The sequence below is a fragment of the Paenibacillus sp. SN-8-1 genome, from assembly GCF_050995535.1.
Classification (GTDB): Bacteria; Bacillota; Bacilli; order Paenibacillales; family Paenibacillaceae; genus Fontibacillus.
Genome location: NZ_CP194782.1, coordinates 1,331,465 through 1,351,029, shown reverse-complemented (window position 1 = coordinate 1,351,029; position 19,565 = coordinate 1,331,465). Strand labels below are relative to the sequence as shown.

At 48.5% G+C, this 19,565-nt stretch carries 14 protein-coding genes and 1 pseudogene; 3 read left to right on the top strand and 12 right to left on the bottom strand.

Annotated features, from left to right (window positions below):
- Positions 1-118 precede the first annotated feature (118 nt).
- Positions 119-775: an SGNH/GDSL hydrolase family protein gene (locus tag ACRRNK_RS06410; protein ID WP_433945939.1), complete on the bottom strand. Its 657-nt coding sequence runs from the start codon at positions 773-775 to the stop codon at positions 119-121.
- 182 nt (positions 776-957) lie between these two features.
- On the opposite strand from ACRRNK_RS06410, the pseudogene ACRRNK_RS06405 reads away from it, so the two are divergent.
- Positions 958-2,591, top strand: a pseudogene (locus ACRRNK_RS06405) (GMC family oxidoreductase).
- Between the two features lie 102 nt (positions 2,592-2,693).
- On the opposite strand, the gene ACRRNK_RS06400 reads toward ACRRNK_RS06405, so the two are convergent.
- Positions 2,694-3,107, bottom strand: coding sequence for a DUF1259 domain-containing protein (locus ACRRNK_RS06400; RefSeq protein ID WP_433945938.1), 414 nt, complete (start codon positions 3,105-3,107; stop codon positions 2,694-2,696).
- A gap of 169 nt (positions 3,108-3,276) precedes the next feature.
- Positions 3,277-3,696: a cysteine metabolism transcriptional regulator CymR gene (gene cymR / locus ACRRNK_RS06395; RefSeq protein WP_433945937.1), complete on the bottom strand. Its 420-nt coding sequence runs from the start codon at positions 3,694-3,696 to the stop codon at positions 3,277-3,279.
- 229 nt (positions 3,697-3,925) lie between these two features.
- Between cymR and mnmA the strand changes: the two genes are divergently transcribed.
- Positions 3,926-5,062 carry a tRNA 2-thiouridine(34) synthase MnmA gene (mnmA, locus tag ACRRNK_RS06390; protein ID WP_433945936.1) on the top strand — a complete coding sequence of 379 codons (1,137 nt, stop codon included), beginning with the start codon at positions 3,926-3,928 and terminating at the stop codon, positions 5,060-5,062.
- Positions 5,063-5,265: 203 nt separating this feature from the next.
- Here the strand turns inward: mnmA and ACRRNK_RS06385 are convergent, their stop codons facing one another.
- Positions 5,266-6,579 (bottom strand): replication-associated recombination protein A, encoded by a 1,314-nt coding sequence (locus ACRRNK_RS06385; protein ID WP_433945935.1) that lies wholly within the window; start codon positions 6,577-6,579, stop codon positions 5,266-5,268.
- A gap of 608 nt (positions 6,580-7,187) precedes the next feature.
- Here ACRRNK_RS06385 and ACRRNK_RS06380 point away from each other — a divergent pair.
- Positions 7,188-7,538, top strand: coding sequence for a CD3324 family protein (locus tag ACRRNK_RS06380; RefSeq protein WP_433945934.1), 351 nt, complete (start codon positions 7,188-7,190; stop codon positions 7,536-7,538).
- Between the two features lie 75 nt (positions 7,539-7,613).
- Here the strand turns inward: ACRRNK_RS06380 and ACRRNK_RS06375 are convergent, their stop codons facing one another.
- The 8 genes from ACRRNK_RS06375 to ACRRNK_RS06340 form a co-directional block, all read right to left on the bottom strand.
- Positions 7,614-9,761: a HelD family protein gene (locus tag ACRRNK_RS06375; RefSeq protein ID WP_433945933.1), complete on the bottom strand. Its 2,148-nt coding sequence runs from the start codon at positions 9,759-9,761 to the stop codon at positions 7,614-7,616.
- Between the two features lie 357 nt (positions 9,762-10,118).
- Complete coding sequence (locus ACRRNK_RS06370) at positions 10,119-10,769, bottom strand: YdeI/OmpD-associated family protein (protein ID WP_433945932.1); 651 nt, start codon at positions 10,767-10,769, stop codon at positions 10,119-10,121.
- A 3-nt stretch (positions 10,770-10,772) separates the two neighbouring features.
- Entirely contained in the window at positions 10,773-11,522 is a 750-nt protein-coding gene (locus ACRRNK_RS06365; protein ID WP_433945931.1) for a tRNA threonylcarbamoyladenosine dehydratase, read from the bottom strand.
- Positions 11,523-11,588: 66 nt separating this feature from the next.
- Positions 11,589-14,054, bottom strand: a complete 2,466-nt coding sequence (locus ACRRNK_RS06360) for a TIM-barrel domain-containing protein (RefSeq protein ID WP_433945930.1) — start codon at positions 14,052-14,054, stop codon at positions 11,589-11,591.
- A gap of 25 nt (positions 14,055-14,079) precedes the next feature.
- Positions 14,080-15,819: an alpha-glycosidase gene (locus tag ACRRNK_RS06355; RefSeq protein ID WP_127200469.1), complete on the bottom strand. Its 1,740-nt coding sequence runs from the start codon at positions 15,817-15,819 to the stop codon at positions 14,080-14,082.
- 50 nt (positions 15,820-15,869) lie between these two features.
- Positions 15,870-16,709: a sugar ABC transporter permease gene (locus tag ACRRNK_RS06350; RefSeq protein ID WP_127200470.1), complete on the bottom strand. Its 840-nt coding sequence runs from the start codon at positions 16,707-16,709 to the stop codon at positions 15,870-15,872.
- The gene (locus ACRRNK_RS06345; protein WP_433945929.1) at positions 16,706-18,016 is read right to left on the bottom strand and encodes a carbohydrate ABC transporter permease; all 1,311 of its coding nucleotides are present in this window, start codon (positions 18,014-18,016) and stop codon (positions 16,706-16,708) included. The genes ACRRNK_RS06350 and ACRRNK_RS06345 overlap by 4 nt, the downstream gene beginning before the upstream one ends.
- An 87-nt stretch (positions 18,017-18,103) precedes the next feature.
- Complete coding sequence (locus ACRRNK_RS06340; RefSeq protein ID WP_433945928.1) at positions 18,104-19,405, bottom strand: sugar ABC transporter substrate-binding protein; 1,302 nt, start codon at positions 19,403-19,405, stop codon at positions 18,104-18,106.
- Positions 19,406-19,565: the final 160 nt, after the last annotated feature.

The following is a 19,565-nucleotide window of genomic DNA, read 5'->3' as shown; positions in this document are numbered from 1 at the left end:
CATAGCGGGTGGTTTTTTGTTTCGCGCGTTTCACGCACTCAACCGGCTAAAGCCATAACAAAAGCAGCCCATTCTGGACTTAGAATGGACTGCTTGTTTGCTACAACATATTTAATTCTTATTCCATCAGAAGTCCGTGCTCCTTCACTACGCTCAGCCATTGGTCCGCGATCAGGGCATGACCGGCTGCGGTCGGATGGACGCCATCCCATATCCAATATGCTGCATCCGCACGGCTGCATGCCTCGTCAAATTTCCGCTGCAAAGGGATATGAACGGCACCAAAAGTGTCCGCGAGCTGCCGGACAATATGTTGGTAATGGGTGATCTTCTGCTCCCACTCTCCCCATTTCGCTGAGGTTGCCCCTGTTCTTAGGATAAAAGGCTCGCACAAAATGAGCTTCGTCTCCGGGAGAACTACCGAAGTTTCTTCTAATAGATGCCGGTAGGCCCGCTCGAATCGGTCTGTAACTCCACTGGGCTCATCATTAATCCAGCGCCATAGGTCGTTGACTCCGATTAATATGCTTAAGATATCAGGTTTTATGCTGATCGCATCCTCGTTCCAGCGGGCATACAGATCGGAGACGCGGTCTCCGCTGACTCCGCGGTTGACGAACCACGGCTGCTCCTCAGCCATTTCATTACCAAGCCGGGCCGCAATAATATAAGGATAGCCATGACCTAGAAAATGGTTAGGATCATCATTGCGGCTGCGGCCCCCGTCTGTAATAGAATCGCCTTGAAATAAAATTACTTTACGTGCGCGGCTCATGGGTTCCCTCTTCCTTTAACTATAGAGTGACAAATGTGATCTGGTGCTGATTGCCCCATAATATTACTCCCTCAACAGGCATAAGGCAATGACAGAATAGAATGCGCTTTCAGGTGAAATGAAATAACACATTGGACACGGTGTATACATACTTTGCAGTAAAACTTAAAAGGAGAGATATCGTGCGTAATCCCCAAAAGGATAGCGAGAAATTAACGTTTGATTATATTGTTATTGGAACAGGCCCCGCCGGCTCTGTCATAGCCAAGACCCTCACGGACGACAAAATAACTTCTGTATTTGTCTTGGAACCGGGGAAAATAAAGATAAGGACCGGCCCATTCGCGACTCCGCATTCGCGCCTGAACTTGAAGAACAATTCTTCCCACAATATTTTTGGCAGGGAGAGGGAGTCCCTCAAGAGGGGGTTGATGAACGTACTTTCGAATGGACAACAGGCCGCTTGGCTGGAGGCGGATCTTCTATTAACGGGGAGCAGTATGTAAGACCAACGGCAGATGTCATGTCGAAATGGGAACGACTATTGGGACCAATTTGGTCGCCAGAAAGGGCCTTGCAGCGATTCAAAAGACTGGAACGTTATAATGGGGAGACCAATAACCCCAAAGCACACGGCTTTCACGGGAGAATAGATATTAGACAGGCACCGGTTAATCCTACCGTGATGGCGAATAAACTTGTTTCAGCTATTGCACGAGCAACCGGGCTTGATGAGATACTGGATTATAATGATCCGGCAACACCGCTTGGGCCTTTTACCCGGTGGCAGCTTTTCCAAAAGCCGAACGGTCGGCGGGAAAGCGCATCAACCGCCTTTCTCTCCTCGGATATCGTGACCTCAAATGGTCACGGGGTCAAAGGTCGTAAGCTGAACGTTTCTTTCAAATCCACCGCTCTAAAGGTGCTCTTTGACAAAAAACGAGCCGTGGGAGTGGAGTTCTTAAAAGAAGGTCAATGTTTACGGGCATATGCTCGTAAAAAAGTCATTATTTCCGCAGGGATCAACAGTGCCCAACTGTTAATGCTCTCTGGCATTGGCCCTGCAGATCAACTTAAAGCCGCTGGAATACCTGTCGTCTTTCATAATCCGAACGTAGGGGAGCGGTTAAGAAATCATACCTTGAATTTTGCTGTTTTTTCCACGAATCCGAATGATCAACCGTTACCTTCTAATGATCCCGATGCGCTTTATACCGGCGGTGCATTCTTGCCTGATCCAACACCCGGCGCAGATCCGCATCAGCGGGGAGTACAACTTGTCGGAATCGGCGCAAGTGACACACTAACCCTAGCCATTTTGTACTTGAAGCCGAAAAGTCGCGGAACTATTCAAATCCACAACAATGATCCCCTTCAAATTGTGCTCGCAAATGAAGGATTTCTTCAAAATCCGCTGGACCTGGACGCCGTTATGAACATCTACAAAACTTATATACAGAATATCGCGGAGCAACTGAAAGCAATAGATCCAGCCTACCGACTTATTTCCCCCACTCACGATATCATTAACGACGACAATAAGCTGGAAGCTTTCATTAAGGGGAATTTTGACCACAATCATCATCAGCAAGGATCTCTTCGTATGGCACCTCTTCGAAATGGAGGCGTTGTCAATCGACGCGGCGCCGTCCACGGCGTAAGGGATTTAATCGTAGCGGATGATTCCATCATTCCTTTTACCGTAGACGGCAACACCTCCGCCCCATCTTTTCTAATAGGGTATACCATTGCGCAACAATTACGTAATCGAAAGCAAATCTCTCGGAAAAGTAACTGGAACACTATCGAAGAGTGATGAATAAATCCTTCCATACAGAAATAATAACCCAGCTCTCAGAGCTGGGTTCGTTTTTACTTATACCCCGCATGCGGCTAAAAAGTCATCATTTCTCCAGGACTATCCCAGGAACCGAATGGACTCTTTTGTTCTCGTAGCGAATTCGACAGGCTTCATAATGGATTCCCAGTGAATATACATAATACGAGGCTTTTCATTAAGCCAATGGTTATGAAGCGCGGTTACTGTAATCCCACGTCGTTGAAGATTCCGAATTAATCGATTGGCTTGATTTTGGAAGGCGGCTGTTTCTCCCAAACACAGCGCACGTCCCGAGCTATCCAGAGACTCAAACGAAAAGAGCTGATACCGCACCAGAGGGGATGTTGTACGTCTTCCTAAAATTGTAGCATTTAACGTTCTTGCCCGACTGACAAAACATACGGGTCCTGGATCAATTTCATGTTCGCCACCCAATATTCTGGCAAATTGGTTACACAGTCTTCTGAATTCGGGACTTACCTTTACCGCCATGTTAAAACCTCCTTTTGTTTTGCTACAGTGTATGACTTAACAAAAAAAAGGAGTGGGTCGTATAAAGCCGGTCAAGCCTCTCTTCTAATAAGGTCTTCTTATAAACAAAAGGCTCCACAAAGGAGCCTAAATGCTTACTATACAAGGATATTCCGTACTTCCTGTTAAATTAAATGTAGAACATGTAGTTCTCTTTGGCACCCTGCTCTTCAAAATTAATTAAATTGTCCAGCGTAGTCGAATCCAAGACTTCGGCGATGCTGTCGCGAATGCGGAGCCACAAATCGCGCTTGGCGGGATCGTCCTCCTCGGTAAAGTCAACAGGAGATATCGGACCCTCTAGCACCCGGATGATGTCGCCAGCTGTGATCTCTGCGGCCTCCCGAGACAAAATATATCCTCCGTAAGCTCCGCGGATACTCTTCACGAGACCGGCATTGCGAAGCGGAGCGATCAATTGTTCCAAATAATGTTCAGAAAGCTGATTCTTCTCAGCAATGCTCTTCAAGGAGGTCGGTCCTTCGCCAAATTTAGCGGCGAGTTCCATCATAATTGTTAATCCATAGCGCCCTTTTGTGGATATTTTCAAAGAAGCCACCTCTTTCAATTTTCGCGTAATCTTTATATAATAGATCTTTGAACCTATAAAAGTTAGAAACGGGGCAAACTAATTCCAGTTGGTGTAAATTTCTTATATCGCCCTATTCCGATCTTTGACCTCAGTTTATCGTAACATATCTCCAGCGATTTTGGAAAAGAAATCGCGATGTTTGTTTAGATTTTTTACATTTTATAACAATTGTTAAAGGAGTGATCTCATGGCTAAAGCAAACAGTGACACGCGGGTTGTTGTCGGAATGTCCGGCGGCGTTGACTCCTCCGTTACCGCGCTTCTGCTCAAGCAGCAGGGTTATGATGTGGTTGGCATATTCATGAAGAATTGGGATGATACCGATGAATTCGGACATTGTACAGCCGAAGCGGATTCGGAAGATGTCCGCCGCGTGTGTGAGCAAATCGATATCCCTTATTATTCTGTTAATTTCGAGAAAGAATACTTTGATAAAGTGTTCTCCTATTTCCTGGAAGAATACAAACGCGGGCGGACCCCCAACCCGGATGTCATGTGTAACCGCGAAATTAAATTCGGTGAGTTCTTGAACAAAGCCCTGGATCTGGGTGCAGATTATGTCGCAACCGGGCACTACGCGCGGGTAGTGGAGCAAGATGGCCGCTTCCAGCTTCTGCGCGGGGTCGACTCCAATAAAGACCAAACCTATTTCCTCAATGCCCTGAACCAGGACCAGCTATCCAAAGCAATGTTCCCGATCGGACATCTGCCTAAACCAGAGGTTCGCCGGATTGCTGAAGAAGCCGGTCTCTATACGGCCAAGAAGAAAGACAGCACGGGTGTCTGCTTCATCGGGGAACGTAACTTCCGTGAGTTTCTGAGTCAATACCTTCCGGCTAAATCCGGCGATATGGTGGATATCGCTACTGGTGAGGTCAAAGGCCGTCACGATGGATTGATGTATTACACGCTGGGGCAGCGTCAGGGCCTGGGGATTGGCGGAACGGGTTCAGGTAATGGAGAGCCTTGGTTCGTTGCTGATAAGGATCTTGAGCGCAATATCCTCTATGTCGTCCAGGGAGACAAGCATCCCAGCTTGTATTCCACAGGCCTGATTGCTTCCGGTATCAACTGGATTGCCGGCAATGAGCTTATGCCGAAGGATTCCTATCACTGCACAGCCAAATTCCGTTATCGTCAACCGGACCAAGGCGTCACTCTAACCCTTCGCGAGGACGGCAGCGTTCATGTTGCCTTTGATCAGCCTCAGAAAGCGATCACTCCTGGGCAGGCCGTTGTATTCTATAACGGTGATGTATGTCTCGGTGGGGGAACTATTGATGTTGTGGAGAAAGTGGAGCTTGCTGGAGCTTCAATTGAATAATGAATAACAAAGAAGCCATTCCAACTTGGGTTTGACCTGAGGGAATGGCTTCTTTATTATTATTTGGAATCAAGGACAGCCGGCTTCATATTCCTCCAAAGACAGATCATCTGGATATTGGGTGGTTCGGATGCCCGGGGCGTTCAGATGTTTCGGGTCGTTCAGGCAGTTCGAATTCTGGCGGTTCAGCTGCTCCGCCCGCTCTACCTATCTTGGTGTCGTCTAAGCTCCTGATTATGCTTGATCTTGCTCTCATTTCCCTGCTCAGTCGCTTCATAGAACACGGCCCGGGCCAGCTCGGGCGGCAGGTAGTCCTGCTTCACGTAATGACCCGGATAATTATGAGGGTACTTGTATCCGGTATGCCCAAGCTTCACCGCGCCTGAATAATGACCGTCGCGCAGATGCAGCGGAACCTCCGCAGACTGCATGCGGTCCAGCGCATCCGTGGCTTTGGAGATTGCCGTATACACCGCATTCGACTTCGGGCTCTCCACCGCGAACAGAATCGCCTGCGCAATGTTCAGCTTGGCCTCCGGCCAGCCGTTATTGCGATAAGCGTCAAGCGCGCTAACCGCTTGCACCATGGCCTGGGGATTAGCCAGGCCGATGTCTTCACTGCTGGCTGCGATCAGCCGCCGCAGGAACACCATGGGGTCCATGCCGAGCTTCTCGACGGCATAGAGGAACCAGAAGAGCGCCGCGTCGCTGGAGCCGCGGATGCTCTTGTGGAAAGCCGACAAGACATCGTACTGTGTCGATTCGTCGGCCTTGACGATCGGACGGCGGATGGATTCCTCTGCCACGTCCAAAGTGATATGCACCGTGCCGTCCGCCTGCGGCGGGGTCGTCAGTGCAGCCAGCTCCAGCGCATTGAGCGCTCTGCGGATGTCGCCGTTCGACACCCACGCAATGTGCTCCAGCGCTTCCTCATCCACCTGCAGCTTCATATAGCCAAGGCCCTTTTCCGAGTCAGACAACGCCCTCTTCATGGCAATCAGCGAATGTTCCTTGGTCAGCGGCTCAAGCTGGAACAACGTGGAGCGGCTGAGCAAGGCCCCGTTCACATAGTGAAACGGATTCTCCGTCGTAGCCCCGATGAAGATAATGGTGCCTTTCTCAACCGCAGGCAGCAGCGCATCCTGTCTCGAGCTGTTGAAGCGGTGCACCTCGTCAAGGAATAGAATCGTCTTCGTGCCGTACAGCGACTTGTCTGTCTGCGCCTTCTCAATTACTGCCCGGACATCCTTCACCGAAGCATCCACCGCATTCAGTCGCACAAATTCGCCCTGGGTCTGGTTCGAGATAATGTGGGCTAATGTAGTCTTACCACAGCCAGGCGGACCGTACAGCAAAATAGAAGAAACCTGGTCAGCCTCTATGGCTCTCCTGAGCAGCTTGCCTTGTCCTACAATATGTTCTTGACCAATATATTCATCCAATGTGGTCGGACGCATCCGGTCGGCCAGAAGCCGCATCCCCGGGTCCGATTCCTGTCCGTATGAGAATAAATCCATGAATACTCACATCCTTACCTAACTTCCGAGTGCCTATTTCTCTATTATTTTATCATAATGCGGCCTATTTTCCGAACTGATGTTTGTCCCTTGCCTGAAAAGAAACCGTAAAGAACATTTATAACCATTCTTTCACTTTATTCCTATCTCAGGATATGAGTTAATATAGGTGTCGGGCCGACAAAAACAGCTGGGAAAGGGGGCTGATCGAATTGATCACAGTAAATGAGGTGGCTTCCGCGTAAGCGGGAACCATGAGTCGGGAGGCCGCATGGCCTCCCTTTTAATTATATAAGTGTTGTGTCCAGGGCCCGTTATAGGTCCGATCAAGTGAAGTGGTTGTATTTACGCTGGATAATAAGTTATTCTTAATATAAATTACATAACTCTGGAAAGAGGTGCTGAGAATGATTAAGTTATTGTGTGACATCCGAAGTTTCCCGGTGGTTCAAGCATAATTATTTTCTCACTTAGGTTATTAGATATATCTCGCATAAGCTAAGCAATCCAACCCATTATTCCAAAATACGAAAGGAGGATCACGGCAATGGTGACTTTTATCGGTAAAAATTACGCGGACGGACAACGATTTAAGGAGGAAATTGAACGTGAATTACAGAAACGGGAAGGATGTGCTTCCCCCTAGGCTGCTGAAGGAGCTGCAGCATTATATTCAGGGCGAACTCGTATATGTTCCCAAGCTGGAAAGCAAACGGGCCCCATGGGGCGAAGTCAGCGGATCACGCAAGCTGATCGCACGTCGAAATGAAGAAATCTTCCAATCCTACTGCGGAGGACTTACAGCGCCAGAGCTTGCGGCAGCTTATCATCTATCCATAGACAGTATTCGTAAAATCATTACCAAAATGCGCTCAGCAGCCAGACATTCGGAGCAAAAGCAAGCTGTGAATGGCGGGTTCAGCAATGCTGGCAAGCTAAGTTCAGCTTATCGGTCTTGAGCGCTTCATCTATATAATAAGGGGCCTTCCTGAAGGGATGTAATCACATCCTCTGGGGAAGGCCCCTTACTTTATCTAATTCTCCGGCCACGCTGTAACTGCAATGTCAGGATCGTCCGCTGTAACATAGGCAGGGAGAGTCTCTCCGTGCAGGAGCCACAACTCATGCAGCGCCCGGGTCGAGCCTACATACAGCAGCTTGGCATCCTGCTCCCCGTAATGATCCTCATCCACATCCGTTACAATCACCGCGTCGAACTCCAGCCCTTTGGACAGATACACAGGGAGTACTGATATACCTCCCTCGTACTCACTTTTCCGTCCATCAATCAGGTTAAGATCATATCCCAGTCCTCTGAGTTCTGCATGAAGCTGCTGCGCATCGCTCAAGTTTCGAGTGAGCAGTGCCGCCGTCTTGTAGGGACCTTCTAGAATCCGGTCAAGGACTCTTCTGATCATGGGAAGGCGTTCTGCTCCCACAGCCTGGATGACCCGCACCGGTTCCGCACTCCGGAATACAGGGACAGCCAGAAGATCCGTACCGACACCCTTTCTCAGAATGTCATTTGCAAAAGTAATGATCTCCATCGTGGACCTGTAGCTCCGGGTGAGCGCGAAATAGGCTGTCTCTTCCGGCTTGAAGAGCACCTGCATCTCTTCCCATTCCCGTACTCCTTTGTAATAGTGGATACCCTGCGATAAATCTCCAAGGATCGTAAAGGAGTGGCCTTTGCAGAACCGGTCCAGCACCGCGATCTGGAACGGAGAGAAATCCTGCGCTTCGTCGATGACAACATGGTCGAACCGGAGGTTCCCGTCGATCTCATCCACGCGGGTGAATAGATACAAGAGCGCCGGAAGATCCTCTTCCTTGATGACATTTTTCTTGAGATTGGCCTGAGTCGCCTTGAGAATAGATTTAGGAATATCAGCTTCCATATCCTCAAGCTTAAGGCCCTGCATTTTCTTCGCACAGGCAAAAGCTTTATATAACGCCAGTGGAGAGAGATCCGGCCATTTCTTGGCGTAAGCCTTCTCCCGTTGCGAAGCTTTGGACTTACGTTCCTTCAGCGCCGCTGCCGATGGGGACTTCTTCAGCTCCATCTCCACCCACCGGTGAATCCGGGCAAGCACACGTTCCTTGCGCCTTGCAAGGGGATAAGGCTTATACTCTTGTTCATACCACATCTTGATCGTACTTAACGGGAGCTTCGCTCCATCCCACGGCATGAAGTCTTCTTCAGGCAGACAAGCGGATTCCAGCTGCTGCACGAACCGGTCAAGCTGATCACGGAATAAGAGCGACCCCTTGAATCTTCCCGGAAGCTCGCTATCGTCCGGCCGGCTCTGAAGTTGATGATCGAACCACTCTGTCAGAACTTCAGGTCCATCGCTAGGAGCTTCATCCAGACCCAGTATCTTGGAGGCCCAATCACTGAACGTATTCTGCTGGATGTCCCCAACCCCAAGCTCGGGAAGCACTTCTGAAATATAATTAATAAACATGCGGTTAGGTGCGAAAATAATCATTTTCTCCGCGGAGATCTGTTCTTTGTATTGATACAAAAGGTAAGCCAGACGGTGGAGGGCGACGGTCGTCTTCCCACTCCCCGCTACACCCTGAATAATCAGGGCGCTGTTCTTACCCGCGCGAATAATCTGATCCTGCTCTGCCTGGATTGTCGATACAATGTCCCTAAGCTTATTGTCCTTGTTCTCCCCCAGCCGATAGAGCAGGAATTCATCCGATACGGCAGGTCCTTCTTCTTCCGAGTTAAAAGTATCGACCACCCGCTCGAGGATTTGCTTGCGAATGACGATATTGCGCTTCAGGTATACCAGCCCTTCGATCAGCCCTTCAGGAGCCTCATAAGATGCCGAATCTCCTCCGGTAAAAGAATAAAACAGGCTGGCTACAGGAGCCCGCCAGTCAATGACGATAGGCTGGGCGGTATCCCCGCCTACTCCTACCTTGCCAATATACAGGGGGGTACGGGATCCGCCCCGCTCCTCGAAATCGAGTCGTCCGAAATACGGCTCCTGCCCGGACTGGGCCAGCTGTCTTCGCTGATTATCCCGCCCAGCCTCCAGCACCTGCTCGGTATAGTCATGCCCGGTATATACAGGAATACCGCGCAATCTCTCCAGTTCCTTGTCTATCGTGTCCAAGGTACGGTCAAGCTGCGTCTTCTCTTCTTGATAGGCACTTTGAAAATCTCCCATTTCAGTTACCTCCTAAGATAAATTTTGTAAAAAAGGAGTTTAAGTATACCACTCAGCCCACGAAAAAGCGATTATGAAAAATCCTTCAACAGAAGTGGAATAAAAAAACAACCGCCCCCCGGATATGTCCAGGGGAGCGGTCGTCCCAATTTCAGCCTGCTAAATATTACGGTTAAATAAGTTAAACTAATGATTTACATGCTAGTCAGCCGTATGAAATGTTCCTACGATCGCTGTTGTTCTCAGACTTCTTAATTGAATTTTTATAGGTAGAAGTCTAATCACAAAGGCGAACGCTCCGCTTCTCCAGAATCATTTCACACTCTTGCCTATAAGTAATTCTTAAATTCAACTTATTTAAGGCCTTTTCTGGCCCTGTGTTAATTTCTCAATGCTCTTGCGGACCCTGGCTTCACGCGTCTCTGGCCGCTTTGCCTCCTCAATCCATTGAATATAAGCTTTGCGATGTGAAGGAGCAAGACCAGCAAAAAATGCTGCGGCCTCAGTAGATTGATCCAGCAGCTTTAGTAAATCGGCAGGAATGATCTCAGGCAGAGAAGGCGCTTTGGCCTCCTTCTGCAATCGATTTCCAGCATTCCGGCTTTTTCCTGAAGCTGAGCTTCCTGCTCCCACGGGACGATAACGCATGGCAGACCACTTGTCATCGATCGCAATGAACGATACACCCTCGTATCCCAAATCTCGGACCGTGTCCCAGCCCTTATCTCGGTTCAAGTCTGTGCCTGCCTTGGCTCCGCCTTTCGGATAACAGAACCACAGCAATCCATCTTCTTTGATCGCGCGAATTGCGATGGGAGCAAGTTCATCCACTTCCCGGACAGAGTGAACAAATACCTGAACGAAGTCACAGCTGTGTGCCTTTAGTTCTGCATACTCTGTAACTTGCTTATCCAATTCTAAATCCAGCAGGTAGCCATCCGGCGGGTTAAGTATGAGCAGTTCTCCTTGAGCAGGTAACCTCAGCTTGCGCGCAAGTGGTTCATTCATCTCTTATTTCCTGCCTGACTCTAACAAGTCTCGAACCGCCACACTAGTCATAATCAGTCCAACTACTGGTGGAACAAAGGATATGCTCGCTGGAGGCTGCTTGGCTTTGCGGCGATCCGGCGCATTTTCAGGGACGATTTTTTGGATGACATCTTCTCTTGGCTTAACCGGAGGCTCAGTGGAGAACACCACTTTAACGCCTTTCTTGATCCCGATCTCCCGCAGCTTGCCGCGGATAACCCGGGCCATCGGATCCATATGGGTCTTCGAGATATCCGCAACCTGGAACTTGGTCGGGTCCATCCGGTTGGCCGCGCCCATGCTTGAAATAATCGGAATACCGCGCTCGCGGCATTCCTTAATCAGATGTATTTTATAAATAATCGTGTCCGAAGCATCCAGCACATAATCCAAGTCGTATTTGAACAGCTCCTCATATGTCTCTTCTGTGTAAAACATATTGAGCGCAACCGTCTCACACTCCGGATTAATCAGCTTTACCCGCTCACACATCAGATCCACTTTGCTCTGTCCCACCGTAGTGGTTAGCGCGTGAATCTGACGGTTCACGTTCGTAATGTCTACGACATCCTTATCGATTAGAATAATCCGTCCGACTCCCGCCCGGGCCAGGGACTCGACAGCGATGGAACCCACGCCCCCGATGCCCAGCACAGCAACGGTACTGTTCTTCAGAATCTCTAAGCCCTCTGGACCGATTGCCAGCTCTGTTCGTGAAAATTGATTAAGCATGTATCTTCAACCCCCCATATACATTGGACTCATTACTCCTTCCGGAAAATGAATCATGGCAGGGTATCATCCTAAGACAGAGACCTTTACTCCGTGCCCGGCCATTAACGGCACTTTAACAAACAGATGATTGCCCTGTCTGTCATAATACCATCCCGTCGTCTGCACCTCAAGATGGGAGAGGCTCCGTGCCTCGTTGAATCCATCAATCTTCGCCGGAACGAAGGATAAATGATGAATGGTGAAGAGGATCTCCCGTTCATTCCCGGAGCACGAGATAGCCGCATATTCGTAACCTGCGCTGATCTCCATCACACCGTTATTTTCCAGAAAATCAATCTTCAAGCGGCTGAATTCGCCTGCCTCAAATGCGTGTGTGATTCCATCATCTTCATACAGCGTATATTCCCCCGTAACGGATTGCCCGGGATCAGTCCCAATTCCCTTACCATAGATATGAACATTCAGATTGGACCAAACCGCCCCTTCGGTATGCTGTAATCCGCTCGTCATTGGAATGATCGCACCGGATTTCACGAAGAGTGGAATTCTGTCTATTGCAGCATGTGCTAAATGGTGGCCTCCTCCCTCGTGTCTGGATCCAATCCAGAAATCGTACCAAACCCCTTCCGGCAAATAAACGGATCGGTGTTCGGTGCCCGGCCTACAGATCGGTGCTACGATTATTTGATCTCCAAGCAGAAATTGATCCGATAGGTTGAACGTTTGTCTGTCCTGCGGATATTCAAGCACGAGAGGCCGCATGACCGGAAGTCCGGTCTCGGCAGCTTCATGGAACAAGGTGTACATGTAAGGAAGCAAAGAATATCTCAGCTCGATAAATTTTCGGCAAATTTCCTCTACCTGCTCACCGAAAGTCCAAGGCTCCTGTTTTCTCGTTTCAATAGCGCTATGATTACGGAAGAACGGGGTAAATGCCCCCAGCTGTGTCCATCTAATCAGCAGCTCTCCCGAAGCATGATGCATAAATCCTCCGACATCCGCCCCGCAAAAGGCGACACCTGATAACCCCAGATTCATCCCCATCGCCATGAACATCTCCATGTGCTGCCAATAGCTGCGATTATCCCCGGTCCACACGGCCGCATATCGCTGAATTCCTGCATAACCAGCGCGGGTCAGAACGAAGGAACGTTCTCCCTGCAGTAGTGTATCCAGCCCTTCCTTCGTTGCCTTACACATGAGCATCCCGTAGATATTGTGTAACTCTCCATGAGTCTTAGACCGACCATCGTTACCATGGAGAACTTCTTCATCCATTGTCTTCGTGGGAGAATTAAACACACTCGGCTCATTCATATCATTCCATATGCCGCTGATCCCGTGATCTACGTAAAACCGGTGCAGAGCCCCCCACCATTCCCGGGTGCGCTCTTCTGTAAAATCTGGAAACACACTTAGACCCGGCCAGACGTGACCATGATACAATTCTCCGTCCGGAAGCTGACAGAAGTGCCGCTCCGCTAAACCTTCTTCATATACCTTATAGTCCTCATCTATCTTGACACCGGGATTGACGACCGGAACAACACGCAGCCCCATTTGCGCAAGCTCGTTCATCATGCCTTCTGGATCTGGGAACTGCTCGGGATCAAATGAGAATACTTTGTAATTATTCATATAATGAATATCCAGATAGATGACATCGCACGGAATCTGCTTGGCCCGGAACGTTCTAGCCAGTTCAAGCACTTCTTCTTGATTCATATAGCTGAACCTGGATTGTTGGTAGCCCAGCGACCAAAGTGGAGGCATTTGCATTCGTCCCGTCAAGGCGGTATAGGAACTCACTACCTCGCGGAGGTCTTTTCCGGCAATTATATATAAATCCATCTCGCCATCTATCGTCTCTACGTCGTAATCATCGCCGGACTCCCGCATATCGACCGTCATTCTTCCCGGATGATCGATGAACAGTCCTACCGAGCTCTGCTCGGTATGATGGATCAGCAGCGGAATCGACTGATAAAGTGATTCCATATCCGGCACATGCGGATCAAGGATATCCGAGTTCCACATCGTATAGCGATCACCACGCTTGTTCAGATACCCCGTTGTCTCACCCAACCCGAAGATGGCAGCTTCCTCCTTCATGCCTCCCTGGCAGCGCAGGCGTGATCCGGTGTAACTGAACGAATACTCTCCGCCGTCCTGATCGGATCCGTGCCTAATCTGAATAGATAACGTCTCTTTATCCAGGACCACATGAAACTCTCCTGCACGAATAACCAATGCACGCTGCTGATCCTGGACCTCAAAGCCTTCCAGTGAACGCTGCGGAAGCAGCGCCTGAGACGGGATCATTTGAGCAGAATCTCTATGAAGCGAACAGGCGACTCTCAGCACTCGGGGGGAGACTCTCCAGAAGCTGAGATCTCCTGCTTTTCCACGGACCGTAAGACCCGCACCCGATTCATGAGAACTGCTGCCGGTCATGGGACCCAGACTCCGGTATGCCTGTGTATCCTCTATTCCGATTTGATCCGGATGAATTTCCTCACTGGTGTGCATGCGCCTCTCCACTCTCCTTATTTGTCTATTGATTCAACCAGACTTTGAATTCATAGGCAGCCAGGATCTGCTCACAGATTCCATCCATTAGCTGCTTCTCACCACTGAAGACATCAACCCATCGTCCTTCCGCAAAAGATACTTGGACATTCGCTTGCTCAGATCCCGTATTCATCGCGACAATCAAGTGTTCATCTTCGTGCTGCCGCTCATAGACAAGAACCCTGGAACCCTTCTCGGCACTTTGAATTTGAAATGATCCATTAAATAGAGCAGCGTGCTCCCGGCGCAAAGCAATCATAGTCCGGTAAAATTCAAACAATTCCCGGTTCATCTTCTCCCGATCCCAGATCATCGGCCGGCGATTATCTGGATCAAACTCTCCGGCAAGGCCGATCTCATCTCCGTAATAAATGCTTGGAGCTCCGATGTGTGTGAGCTGGAAGGTCGCTGCCAGCTTCATCCTGCGGATGTCGTCCTTGCACAGCGTTAGCAGCCGTACTGTATCATGGGTATCCAGATGATTGAACGATGCCTCAGTTACTTGCTTGGGATAGCGGGCTATATAACCGCCGACTTTGGCTGCGAAGGAATAAGCATCATCATGTTCAAATACGAAGAAATCGAGAATCGCATTACATAGCGGATAATTCATCACACCGTCAAACTGATCCCCGAGCAGCCAGCTCATTCCGTCATGCCACACTTCCCCCAGAATATAGGCATCTGGTTTGACTTCCTTGACCACTTTGCGGAAATCCCGCCAGAAGGCATGATCCACCTCGTTGGCAACATCCAGACGCCACCCGTCGATATCGGTCTCCTCAATCCAGTACCGCCCCAGCTTAAGAAAATAATCCTTGACCTCCGGATTCGCCGTATTGAGTTTGGGCATCGTTCTCTCAAATGCAAAAGTCTTGTAGGTAGGTATTCCCTCAATGACCTGCAGCGGCCATTCCTGTATATGGAACCAATCATAATACCTTGATTCCCTGCCCTTCTCTAACACATCCTGAAAGTATGGAAAGGTAAACCCGGAATGATTGAATACGCCGTCCAGTATGACGCGAATTCCCCTGGCGTGGCAGTCTTTGACCAAATCTCGCAGTGTTTCTTTTGTCCCAAAATGCGGATCGATCCGGTAATAATCCTGTGTATCGTATTTATGATTGGTCGGTGATTCAAATATGGGGGTAAAATAAATCACGTTAACACCCAGCTCTGTTAAGTGGTCCAGATGATCGCGTACACCCTGTAAATCCCCTCCGAAGAAGTTATGATACTCTGGCTTGCCTCCCCACACTTCCGTCTGTTCCGGGTCATTGCTTACATCCCCGTTGGCAAATCTCTCAGGAAAGATTTGATAGAATACCGATTCCTTCACCCACTCCGGCGGCGTATGAATATCAACGGGGTGCAGGTATGGGAATTCGAACAGCCCCAGGTGCTCTGTTGGCGGGCTTTTGAGGAACCCTCTCTCCGTGAACCATACGCTCTCACTGCCTTCCGTCAGGAGGAAACCGTAGGACAACCTTCCATACTTCGGATGTACCTCTGCCTGCCAATAGTCAAATAACTCATCACTGGACAAGTGCTTCATTTCGGCTTTTTGCATGTGAATCCATGGTTTACATTTATCCCCGTACAGCACCTCTACCGTAAGCCGGTCCCCTCTTCGCGTCCGTAGGCGCAAATGAACCGTTTGCCCATCATATCCATAAGCCCAGCAATCTCCGGGTCTATGATATACCGCTTCTTTTAACATCAGATCTCTCCAGCTCCTTTTCATATTGCTGCTCAGAACTCCCGGCTCGGTCAGCCCTTCTCGGCTCCTGCCGTCAGCCCCTCCACCAAGAATCTCTGCAAGACAACAAACAATAGGGTGAGCGGAACGGCTACCAGAACGCAACCGGCAGCAAACAGCGTAAATTCTGTTGCAAATTTACCTTGTACGATTTTGAAGAGTCCAACCGCAAGGGTCTGTTTCTCCGGTGTACTTAACACCATATTGGCAAATATAAAATCAACAAAGCCGCCCGTGAACGAGGTTAGAGCAATAAAGACCAGCATCGGCTTGGACAGTGGAAGCATGATGCTTCGAAATACCGTGAAATGTCCGGCACCATCAATCCGTGCAGCATCAATTAAACTTTGGGGAATCGTATCGAAGTAACTTTTTACATATAGAAAGCCCATTGGCGCTCCCGCCGAATAGACAAGAATTAACGAGAAGTGCGTGTCAAGCAGGTGGAGCTGCATCAGCAGAATATACACCGCAATCATACTCATAAAGCCAGGAAACATCCCGATTACCAGCAGACTAAGCATCAGGTTCTTGCGCCCTCTGAATCTAAATTTGGAGAATACATAACCCGTGATAGTAACTAGGCAGGTGCTGAAGATCATGGTGAAGAAAGCAACTTTAAGTGTATTGACAAACCACTGGGCAAAGGGATACGTATCGAACAATTCTTTATAATGCTGAAGCGTAAAAGTTGTAGGGATCAATTGTTCACTGTACAATGCGGTTCCGGGCCTGAAGGAAGACATGACTACCCATAAAGCAGGGTAAATACAGGCTAAACCAACCAGGATCAGCCCCACATAACAAGCTAGATTTCCAATCTGGCTCTTTACTTTGGCTCCTGTTCTCATATGTTAATCTCATCCTCCTTGAAGGCTTTGGTTCTTCGAATGTTCACAATGGCAAAGGATGCCACAAGGATGAAGATGAAAATCCCGATAATGGACGCAAAATTGTATTTACCGGTATCAATCGTCAATTTGTACAACCAGGTAATCAGAATATCTGTATCTCCGGCAGACTGATAATCCGGATTTGCCGGGTTTCCGTTAGTCAATAGATAGATCAAATTGAAGTTGTTGATATTCCCTGCAAAGGACATGACCAGCAGCGGGCCAAATGAGAACATGACCGTTGGTAGTGTAATCGCTCTGAATTGCTGGAACGAGGTCGCTCCATCAATTTGAGCAGCTTCGTAATAATCTCGTGATATTGTAGAAAGAATACCGATAACCATAAGCATCGTGATTGGAAAGCCGATCCAAACGTTCACCATAATCACGGTTAACTTGGCCCAGAACGGATCCGTCAGCCAAGGCAGATCGCTCAGGCCGAAGTAATTCAAGTATTGATTGATCGGTCCAAATTCCCCGTTGAACATATTGCGCATGATAAGCAGAGAAATGAACTGTGGAATGGCGTAGGGGATAATGAATAACGTCCGCCAAAATCCCTTAAGCCGGATTCCCCGTTTTTGCACCATTAAGGCTACACCAAAGCCCCCGATAAACGTGGTTAGCGTAGCGCAGATTGTCCAGACTGCGGTCCATAATACAACACCGAAGAACGTGTGGTTCCAAGCTTTTATCGTAAAAATGTCTTTGAAACCACCAAAACCAATCCAATTCACAAGCTTTGCTGGCGGCAGGTAATTCGGGGACGAATAATTCGTGAACGCAAGGAAAATCATGAACAAAATCGGCATTACCGTGAAGAAAATTACCAGCAGGATAGGCAGGGAAATGACCAGATGCGGAAAATGCTTGCCGGTGATACGCTGGCAGGTAGCTTTGAAATTCGGTGCTGCAGTGCCGCTCTCACGCAGCTTGCCTACAACATAAGCATCCCGAACGTTCATTACATAGACAACGAGCAGGACGAGGGCAGCCAGAAATACAACCATACCTTCAATCATAAGAAAGATAGAATGGTCCCCCCGTACATTGACATACAATCTCCCCACCTTCTCCAGGTGATCCGCCCGTTCTCCAAGCGTTGTAATCCCCCAGATCGCCCTTGGAACATACAGTGCAACACGGAGGGCAACCAAATGTACTATGAATAATAGAACTCCCTTTATTAACTGGCGATTATAAATTTGTCCAAGTCCCATCCCAATTAGCGATAAAACCATCGCCCATTTTCGATGCTGGATCATTATGCCTCATCTCCCGTATGGCTAAAAGTGGGGACGTCATCCGAAGGAAAGTGAACCCCGAATGACGTCATTCTGAAATAAAGGACATTATTTATGCAGCGTCTTGATCCCTTCCTTCATGCTGTTAACTGCATTATCCAGCGTAGCCTTTGCATCATTTCCTTTCCAAATGAGTTCCAGCGCATTAGCCATTGGAGCCCACACCTGCTGCATTTCGAACAAAGTCGGCATAGCTACGGAATGTTTGAATTGTTCTATCGCTCCGGTTACCATTGGATTTGCCTTGATCGCAGGCTCATTCTCCATGCCCTTGCGAGCAGGAATAAATCCGGTCTTCTCAAAGTTCTTGAGCAGAGCTTCCTGGGTTGTAACATATCTTGCGAATAACTTAGCTGCATTCGGATACTTGGAGTAAGCACTTACATAATAGGCTTTGACACCAGCAAAGGTCTTAGGAATCTCTCCGTTCGGGAATTTAGGCAGAGGGATCATGCCAACTTCAAAAGGCAATTTAGAGAAGTTGCCGATGTTCCATACCCCATCCAGGTTGATCGCCAGCTTGCCTTCCTGGAACAAGGCCGTTTTCACATCCGTAGTTGCATCAGCAGCTTCCATAGGCAGGATTTCGCGCATGGATTGATAATATTTCATCGCTTCAACCGCTTCCGGGCTGTTCAAACCAATATCATTCGGGTCGGTATTGTCTTTGCCAAAAATATACGCTTTGAAGCCGGAGAAGAATGGAAATGCATAATACAAATTGTTCAGCTGCATCATAAATCCGTATTTTTTATTTTTGACATCCGTAAATTTCTTAGAGAAGCTGATGATATCATCCCAGCTGGCCAAATCACTTTCTTTTACCAGTTTCTTATTGTAGTACAAGGCATAGGTCTCCATATTTCTTGGATAACCGTACAGAATGCCATCCTTGGTCACCGCGTTCACCGCTGTTTCTTGAAATTCCTCCCGAGTCTGCGCTTCATAGAAATCATTCGGGAGTACAAATCCGCCGGCCACGGCCTCACTCAAATTATCATGCGGAAGCACCAGTACATCAGCACCAAGCCCTGCCGGACCGTCTGTTTTCATTTTTTTCATCTGCTCGGGTGCACCCTGCTCCTGAACCTGCACCGGTACTTTGTATTTATCGCTAAATTCCTTAGCTATCTCGTTCAGAAAAGGAACCCCGTCCTTGCCATCCCATACCAGCAGCTTGGCTCCCGGTTCGGGGGTCAGTTCTTCCTGCCCTTCGGCAGTCACTGCGGTCTGTTCTGTCTGACTCGTTTGCTTCACGGGGTTACCGCCATTCTCATTCCCTGAACAGCCTGCCAAACTAAACACAAGAATGATAGATAATAATAGGAAACTCCATTTCTTTGTCTTCATTAAATAACCACCCTTCAAATGATCGATTATAAGATGAAACATTTAATCATACTTACTTTATGAAATTCTCTTTGTATTTAAGAACCCAGACGAATGGATCACCTCCTTCATAGAATTTAGAATTCGAATTTTGATTAATCGTTTAATCACCTAGTAAAAA